The organism is Amycolatopsis sp. NPDC003676 (assembly GCF_053587275.1).
In genome coordinates, this window is the sequence record NZ_JBSFNS010000040.1 from 63,240 (window position 1) to 71,343 (window position 8,104).

Sequence of the window (8,104 nt, forward strand, 5' to 3'; positions counted from 1 at the left end):
TAGTCGGCCACCCTCCGGGACGGGCTGCCAAGGCCGCGCGAGTGGGCTACCGTCGGACTCTGCACCGGACGTGGGGAGAAGTCTGTGACCATCGAATTCCGAGACGTCGTCAAACGCTATCCGGACGGCACGGTCGCGGTCGACGGCCTCTCGCTGACCGTGGAAGACGGCACGATCACGGTGTTCGTCGGCCCGTCCGGCTGCGGCAAGACCACCTCGCTGCGGATGATCAACCGGATGGTCGAGCCGACCTCGGGCGCGGTGCTGCTGGACGGCAAGGACGTCAGCGAAGGCGACCCGGCGGTGCTGCGCCGCGGCATCGGTTACGTGATCCAGCACGCCGGTCTCTTTCCACACCGGACAGTGCTCGACAACATCGCTACCGTGCCGCTGCTGTCCGGATGGGACAAACGCAAGGCGCGCGCCCGTGCGGCCGAACTGCTGGAGACAGTCGGGCTCCCGACGGAACTCGGGAAGCGGTATCCGGCGCAGCTGTCCGGCGGGCAGCAGCAGCGCGTCGGCGTGGCTCGGGCGCTCGCGGCCGATTCGCCGGTGTTGTTGATGGACGAGCCGTTTTCGGCGGTCGACCCGGTGGTCCGCGAAGGGCTGCAGGACGAGCTGCTGCGGCTGCAATCCCAGCTGGGCAAGACAATCGTGTTCGTCACGCACGACATCGACGAGGCCGTGCGGCTCGGCGACAAGGTCGCGGTGATGCGTGTCGGCGGGAAGCTCGCGCAGTACGGCACTCCGGCCGAGGTGCTGCGGCATCCGGTGGACGACTTCGTCGCCTCGTTCGTCGGCCGCGATCGTGGATATCGCGGGCTTTCGTTCCTTCCGGCGAGCGGCGTCGAGGTGTCGCCGGCCCGGACGATCGATCTCGGTAGCAAGGTCGACGGTCCGTCGGAGGGCTGGCTGCTCGCGGTGAACGATGAGAAGCAGCCGCGCGGATGGCTGCCGCCAGGATCCACAGTGGACGGTCCGTTGGCCGAAACCGACCTCGTGGCAGGCGGATCGCTGTACGTGCAGGGCACGCCGATCCGCGGGGCGCTCGACGCGGCCCTGTCGTCGCCCGCCAGCCTCGGCGTGGTCGTGGACGAGGAGAACCGCGTGCTCGGGACGGTGGTCGCGCACCAGGTCTTGGATGTAATCGAGGCCTCCCCACAGGCGTCCTGATGGGCGACTTCTTCGGCGAACTCGGCCGGTACCTTTCGAGCGCCAACAACCGCGACGAAATCCTCTCCAACCTCCTCGAGAACATCTATCTCGCGCTGGTGCCGCTGGTCGCGGGCATCGTGCTGGCGATCCTGCTCGGCTGGCTCGGGCATCGCTGGCGGCCCGCGCGCAGTGTGCTGCTGGTGGTGGGGAATCTGCTGTACACGATTCCATCATTGGCGCTTTTCGTAGTGATCCCCGGCATTATCGGCACGAAGATTCTCGACAGCGTCAACGTGATCGTCGCGCTGACGATCTACACCACCGCGCTGCTGGTGCGTCCGGTGCTCGACGCGCTGGAAGCCGTCCCGCCGCACATCGTCGCGGCCGCCACGGCGATCGGGTATCGCGAGCCGCGCCGGTTCTTCAGCGTCGAACTGCCGCTCTCGGTGCCGGTGCTCGCCGCTGGGGTCCGGGTGGCGTCGGTGAGCAATATCAGCCTGGTCAGCGTCGGTGCGCTGATCGGAACCGGCGCGCTGGGCGTGCTGTTCACCGACGGATTCCAGCGGGAATACTTCTCGCCGATCGTGGTCGGAATCGTGCTGACGATGCTGCTCGCGCTGATCGTCGACCTGCTGCTGGTGGTGCTGCGCAATCTGTTGACGCCTTGGGAGAGAGCGGGTCGCGCGCCGGCCGCGGAGGTGGCGGGATGATCGGCGACGTTTTCACCTGGTTCACCACCGCCGCGAACTGGCAGGGCTCGGGCGGCATTCTCGCCAGGCTGGCCCAGCACGTCGGCTACATCGCATTGGCGCTGGTCATCGCGTTGGTGATCGCGATCCCGATCGGACTGTTCGTAGGCCACACCGGCCGCGGCGGCGTCGTGCTGGTCGGCGTCGGCAACGCGATCCGCGCACTGCCGACGCTCGGGCTCGTCACGTTCCTGTTCCTGCTCTTCACCGAAAGCACGACGGCGACGATCATCGGCCTCGTGGTGCTGGCAATCCCGCCGGTGCTGGCCGGAACGTACGCCGGCCTGCAGGCGGCCGAACACGATGTCGTCGACGCCGCGCAGGGCATCGGAATGACCGGCTGGCAGCGGCTGTGGCAGGTGGAGGTGCCGATCGCGCTTCCCCTGGTACTGGGCGGAATCCGCAACGCCGTGCTGCAGCTGATCGCGACCGCCGCCGTGGCCGCGTATGTCGGCCTCGGCGGCCTGGGCCGGTTCCTGCTCGACGGACTGGCCATTTTGGACTACACCGAGGTCGTCGCGGGCGCGATTCTCACCGCCCTGCTGGCGATCGTGGTCGACCTGCTGCTCGCCGCCGCGCAGCGGGCTTTGGTGCCCAAGGGGGTCCGGCTGGCCGCACAAGCGGCGTCCGGCCGGGCAGTGGCTGCGGGAGGAGCAGCGTGAAACGGTGGGGGATCCTGGTTGCCGGGCTGGCGCTGGTGGCTTCAGCGTGCGGAAATCCGCTGTCCGGCGGCGGTGAGGGCGGCAGCACCGGCGATATCATCATCGGTGCTTCCGATGTCGGGGAAAGCTCTTTGCTGGCCCAGATTTATGCCGGGGCTCTGCGCAATGTCGGCGCGCACAACGTGACAGTCCGGCCGCCGGTCGGCAGTCGCGAGGTTGTCGTGAAAGCGTTGCAGGACAAGTCTTTGTCCGTGGTGCCGGATTACTCAGGGAACTTGCTGCGATACTTCGACAAGAACACCCCGGCGACCACTTCGGAAGATGTCTATGCGCAGCTGAAGCAGAAAATCCCGGCTGGGTTTGAAGTTCTCGCTCAGTCGCCCGCGCAGGACAAGGATCTGCTCGTGGTGGGCAAGGAACTTGCGGCCACCGGGGTCAAGACGTTCTCCGATCTCGGACCACGTTGCAAGGACCTGGTAATGGGCGGGCCAGGTCAGTGGAGCAGTCGGTGGAAGGACCGGATCAAGCAGCTGTACGGATGCGAATTCAAGGAAATCCGCACCACGGACACCGGCGGCCCAGTGACGGTGGCGGCTCTGAAGTCTGGTGAAGTGCAGGTGGCGGACCTGTTCAGTACGTCAGCGACTATCGCGTCGAACGGGTTCGTGCCGTTGGAGGATGACAAGCACATGTTCCCGGCGCAGAACATCGTGCCGTTGGTGGCGCGGGGGACGCTGAACGATGCCGAGACGGCTGCGTTGAATCGGGTTTCCGCGGCGTTGACTACTGAGCAGTTGACTGAGCTGAATGTGCAGTACACGGATGAGAAGCGGAATGCCAAGGATGTTGCTGAGGAGTTTTTGCAGCGGAATGGGTTGAAGTCTTAGCCGAGCGCAGTGTATTCGGGTGGTGGGCTGAGTAGCTCTGGGTGCTTGGTCCAGTAGAGCTCGCCGTGGATCTGCAGCATCGCCCAATGCCCCAGGCATGGTCGTGGAAGATCAGCCAGCGATACGGGGCTTCGGGCGGTTGGTGGGGGTATTGCTTTAAGGCGGCTGCTTCGGCTTCGGCTGGGGTCAGGTCGCCGTGGTGCTGCATGACCCAGGCGAAGCGACGGCGTCCGTCTTCGAGGTGTCCGAGGTATTCTTCCTCGGTCATTGCTCAAAGCCGGTCAAAGGCCGCAGCGTAGCGGAACGCTCCCCGGTTTTCCGGTGCATACGCAGCCAACCGGAGGGCCTGGAAGTGCGGGCCCCATTCCGGCACCGGCGGCGTGATGCCAAGCGTTTCGGCCAGCACGAAGCCGAACCGGGAGTAATAGCCCGGGTCGCCCAGCAGGATGATCAGGCCGTAACCAAGGGCGTTGGCGGCACCGATCGTCGCGTGGACCAAGGCCGAGCCCGCGCCGCTGCGTTGGTGTTCGGGGAGGACGCCTAGCGGGCCGAAACCGATGGCGGATTCTGAGTCGTCGCCTAGGTGGCCTGGGCTGGAGCAGGCGTGGCCGATCAGTTCGCCGTCGCGGTGGGCGACGAACGACAGGGCGGGGAGCAGATCGCCGTCCGCGGTTAGTTCGGTGACTAGCTTCGCTTCGGGCATTTCGCCGGTGACGTCCTTGTTGTGGGCGCGGAAGGCGGCGGTGTGCACGGCGTGGATCGCGGGTGCGTCGTCGGAGGTCGACTGGCGGATCTGCATGCCGCTCAGTCTCCCTGAGCGACGGGCTGCGCGGAAATTGATTTCGCGTGGAGACCGCGATCGCCAGGCCGGTCGCATTAAGGTGCTTCTCGAGGACTCGGCCGACGGGATGACGGTGATCATGCGTTGAGCGATCTCGGTGAAAGCGAAGACAACCCTTCGGTGACCATCGGCGCGAAGGCTGGTGATCGGTTGGTGATCACTGTCCTGGGGCGGATGCACGCCGGTGCGACTGATTCCTGGGACGGCAACTGGCTTTTCAGTCCGGTTGACCTCGTCGCCGGCGGGTTCACCGCCCGGGTGCCCGCGGGGTTGCGGGCCGACGAACTGCAAAGCTTCCGGGAGCAGCTGGCGAAGGCCTATGACGGCTTCGGCGGAGTCGCCCAGCTGACGTCGATGGAGAAGTGGCTCGACCTGACGGTCACCGTGGCTAAATCCGGCGCGGTCGAGGTCGAGGGCGTGGCCATCGACGGACACGGGACGGGGAACAAGCTGTCCTTCCGCATCGGCGAGCTTGACCAGACCCACCTTCCGGCGATCCTCGACGGCCTGTCCTCGATCGAGAAGGTCTTCCCGGTATTCGGCCAACGCTGATCTTCGGCCGCAGGTGAGGAAGACTGTCCCGGACTAATCAGGAGGCCGTTCTCACATCGTCGCCGCTTGCGGGGAAACCCTCGCTGGACGGTCGTCGCGCATGAAAAGCAGAACCGCCGCTCCCACGAGCGGTCCGGCGGCCAAGGTGAGGAAAGCCGCGTAGAACGAGCCGCTCGCGTGGAAGACCGGGCCGACCACGGCAGGCACGATTACGCTGCCCAGCTGCCAGAAGGCGTTCACGGCACCGGCGGCGGAACCGGCTAGGCGGGGGCCGGTCAGGGCGGGGATCATGGCGGCGGTCAGTGGGCTGTAGGCGTAGGCGCCGATGCCGAGAATTGGGGCTACTACTAGGAAAGCGCTGTAGCTGTTCAAGGAACCGAAGACCAGTAGCGCCGCGCCGAAGAGGATGAGGACGGCGATGATGGGGATTCGCCTGCCCAGGCCGATTTTGTCGGTGAGCCAGCCGATCAGCGGTTTGATGACGACTGCGGTCCCGGAGAAGATCACCAGGACCACGCCCGCGCGCACGGGGTCGATGTGTTCGCCTCGGATCATCAGGGTGTTGGACCACGTGACGAAACCGTAAGTGCCCCATAGGCCGCCGAAACCGGCCAGGCCGAGCAGCAGCAGGTCGCGGTTGCGGAAGAGCGGGCGCGGGTTCGGCAGGGTGCGGGGGCCAGCTGAGGGGGTGCCGTTGCGGATGAAGATCAGGCACAGCAGGCCGAGTACGACGGTGACTCCGCCGAAGAGGTGGTACGACACTGGCCAGCCGCTGTTCTTCACCAGGGTCGGGACGACGGCGTTGGCTACGACGGTTCCTAGCGACGTCGCGGTCATGAAGATGCCGCTCGCCAGGCCGTGCTCCTCCGGGCGGAACCACGTGGTGATGAGCTTGAGCCCGGCGGAGAAGTCGACTCCGGCGAATAGGCCGAGCAGGGCTTGCAGGACCAGGCCCCAGGCGATGGAGGTCGTGGAGCCGAACCCCACCATCAGGACGCCTGCGACCAGGGAGCTGATGCCTAGGACGGCGCGGCTGCCCAACCAATCCGAGAGGAAACCGCCCGCGGTGTTGGAGATGACGTAGCCGATGTAGTAGCAGGTGGCGAAGATCCCGAGCGCGGCCAGTGGGACGCCGAGTGAATCGCTGACCGCCGACGACGCCGGGCCCCACGTCGACCGGTCGACTGAGGTCATCGTGAACACTGCCCAGCAGAGCAGCAGGACGACCCAGCGATAGCGGCTCGGCATGAGGGCTCCTTCGGCCTGAGGATGATCAGGGAAGGTTCCCGTCACCGGGCGCGGCGGGTCAAGCCAGTGCGTCTTGGCGGTGTAACTCGGCGCGGATCGCGCGGACGTCGTGGGCGCGGCCGTCGACGTACTGTGCGGCGGCGACCCCCGCGGCGTGGCCGGTCGCGAAAGCGGTGCCCATGACTCTGACTGATGCGTACGCGTCGTCGTCGGAGCTGGTCAGGCGGCCGACGGCCCAGAGGTTCGCGGTGTCGGCGGAGCAGATCGCGCCGTAAGGCAGGTCGTACCAGCCCCGGTCGGCGATCGGTTCGTAGCGGGTGACGCCTGGGCCTGCGTGGTCTTCGATCGGCCAGCCGCAGCGGCCGATGGACGCGTCGGGGCGCTTGCGCGCGGTCAGGACGTCGCGGCCGGTGAGTTGTTCGCGGCCGACCAGGTGCCGTCCTTCGCGGATGCCTAGCTGTGGGCCGGTTTCCTCTAGGCGGGCGGAGGACCAACCAGGCAGGTGTTTGCGCAGGGCGTCGAGGTATTGCCACGCCTGCCGGCGCGCGTTGGCTTCGTCGCGGCTTAGCGCGGCGGCGTTCAGGACGTCGGTTTGTTCGTCCACCAAGAGCGCGATTACGTTGCGGGTCAAGGGAAGATGCACGGCGATGCCGTAGTCGCGGGCCAGCTGGACGCCGGTTTCCCGTTGGTACGCCGCGACTGCGGCCCGCAGGCCCTCGCGCGAGAGGTCAGCGTCTTCTGGGACGCCGGAGAATCGGCAGACGAGCGTGCTGGTTTGCCGGTCGCCGGGCGGCGAGACGCGGACGGCGGCTCCGGCGTCGGCCAGGAGCGCGCCGTCGCCGCTGGCGTCGATGAACGCGCCGGCGGTGACCTGTTCCCGGCCGCCGCGATGGTGCAGTTCGACCTCGGTGACGACTCCGTGCGTCCGTTTCGCGCCGACGAGTTTGGTGTGCAGGAGGACGTCCACGCCGGCGTCGGCGGCCAGCTGGTCATAGACGAGTTTGGTGGTTTCGAGATCGAGCAGGACGATCTTGTTGCCGGTCCAGCCCATCGTCTTTTCTTCGTAGGCGCCGCGCTGGCGCAGCCGCCGCAGCACCTCGTCGCCGACGCCCGCGACGACCTGCTCGCCGGTCTGGTCGAAGAAACCGCACAGGGTCAGCACGGAGCTGATCGTCGCCGCGCCGCCAAGGTACGGGTACTGCTCGACCAGCAGCACCCGCGCCCCGGTCCGCGCCGCCCCGGCCGCGGAGGCGATACCCCCAGCACCGCCTCCGACTACGACGACGTCGTAGTGCACTCCAGCCCTCCTCGGATGTTTGTCAACCAGTCAACTTGGTCCGGCCGGTGCCCCGCCACTGCCTTTCCGGTACCCCGGGCATAACCGGAAGGTATATATACGAGTACCAGAAAGTATGAAACTCATACAAGATGGCGTACGCTCGGAGCCATGGACACCAAGGCGGCCGGATACCGGCGCAAGGTCAACACGATCAACCGGTTCATCACCGCCCTGCAGCGCGCGGGGCTCGCGTTCGGGCCGATGGAGCTGCTCACCGTCCCCGGGCGGCGCAGCGGCGAGCCTCGGACGTTTCCGTTGGCAGTATTGAAAGTTCAGGGGGAGGAGTACCTGATCCAGGCGTTCCCGAAGGCGGCCTGGGTGGCGAACGTGCGCGCGGCCGGGGCGGGCACGCTGTCTCGCGGGCGACGGTCGCGGCGGGTGCGGTTCGCGGAACTGCCGGTCGCGGAGCGGGGGCCGGTGTTGCGCGAGGTGGTGGCTGGCGGGCCGGCGAGTGTGGGGAAGCGTTACGTCACGACGGGGTTGGCGGAGTCGCCGACGCCGGACGGGGTGGCGGCGGCTGCGGCGAGGATCGCGGTGTTTCGGGTGGAGGCGGTCGTGAGTGGCGATGCCGGTTAGAGCACCCGGAGCTGCCCGCCGAACTGCTCACTGACGACGCCGCCGCGCTGGTGGCGCGGGACGACGTCGACGTCGTGGTCGAACTGGTCGGCGGG

The 8,104-nt window shown here is 67.1% G+C and carries 9 protein-coding genes; 6 read left to right on the forward strand and 3 right to left on the reverse strand.

The features are described 5' to 3' along the window. Positions 1 to 84: 84 nt before the first annotated feature. Genes ACWDNU_RS23485 through ACWDNU_RS23500 form a run of 4 tightly spaced genes read left to right on the forward strand, consistent with a single transcriptional unit; the run spans position 85 to position 3,453 of the window. On the forward strand, positions 85 to 1,173 hold the full coding sequence (locus ACWDNU_RS23485; RefSeq protein ID WP_370934334.1) for an ABC transporter ATP-binding protein: 1,089 nt from the start codon (positions 85 to 87) through the stop codon (positions 1,171 to 1,173). Further along, positions 1,173 to 1,865, forward strand: coding sequence for an ABC transporter permease (locus tag ACWDNU_RS23490; protein WP_344270864.1), 693 nt, complete (start codon positions 1,173 to 1,175; stop codon positions 1,863 to 1,865). The genes ACWDNU_RS23485 and ACWDNU_RS23490 overlap by 1 nt, the downstream gene beginning before the upstream one ends. Further along, a complete protein-coding gene (locus tag ACWDNU_RS23495) occupies positions 1,862 to 2,566 on the forward strand; it encodes an ABC transporter permease (RefSeq protein WP_344270867.1) in 705 nt (234 codons plus the stop codon). Before ACWDNU_RS23490 ends, ACWDNU_RS23495 begins: the two co-directional genes overlap by 4 nt. After that, entirely contained in the window at positions 2,563 to 3,453 is an 891-nt protein-coding gene (locus ACWDNU_RS23500; RefSeq protein ID WP_370934335.1) for an ABC transporter substrate-binding protein, read from the forward strand. The genes ACWDNU_RS23495 and ACWDNU_RS23500 overlap by 4 nt, the downstream gene beginning before the upstream one ends. Before the next feature lie 271 nt (positions 3,454 to 3,724). On the opposite strand, the gene ACWDNU_RS23505 is transcribed toward ACWDNU_RS23500, so the two are convergent. After that, entirely contained in the window at positions 3,725 to 4,252 is a 528-nt protein-coding gene (locus ACWDNU_RS23505) for a GNAT family N-acetyltransferase (protein ID WP_449670463.1), read from the reverse strand. Between the two features lie 126 nt (positions 4,253 to 4,378). Here ACWDNU_RS23505 and ACWDNU_RS23510 point away from each other — a divergent pair, with 126 nt between their 5' ends. Next, positions 4,379 to 4,846, forward strand: coding sequence for a WapI family immunity protein (locus ACWDNU_RS23510; RefSeq protein WP_449670464.1), 468 nt, complete (start codon positions 4,379 to 4,381; stop codon positions 4,844 to 4,846). Between the two features lie 51 nt (positions 4,847 to 4,897). Here the strand turns inward: ACWDNU_RS23510 and ACWDNU_RS23515 are convergent, their stop codons facing one another. After that, positions 4,898 to 6,094 carry an MFS transporter gene (locus tag ACWDNU_RS23515; RefSeq protein ID WP_449670465.1) on the reverse strand — a complete coding sequence of 399 codons (1,197 nt, stop codon included), beginning with the start codon at positions 6,092 to 6,094 and terminating at the stop codon, positions 4,898 to 4,900. A gap of 58 nt (positions 6,095 to 6,152) precedes the next feature. Continuing rightward, positions 6,153 to 7,391, reverse strand: a complete 1,239-nt coding sequence (locus ACWDNU_RS23520) for an FAD-dependent oxidoreductase (RefSeq protein WP_449670466.1) — start codon at positions 7,389 to 7,391, stop codon at positions 6,153 to 6,155. A gap of 150 nt (positions 7,392 to 7,541) precedes the next feature. On the opposite strand from ACWDNU_RS23520, the gene ACWDNU_RS23525 reads away from it, so the two are divergent. Then, positions 7,542 to 8,009, forward strand: a complete 468-nt coding sequence (locus ACWDNU_RS23525; RefSeq protein WP_449670467.1) for a nitroreductase family deazaflavin-dependent oxidoreductase — start codon at positions 7,542 to 7,544, stop codon at positions 8,007 to 8,009. Positions 8,010 to 8,104: the final 95 nt, after the last annotated feature.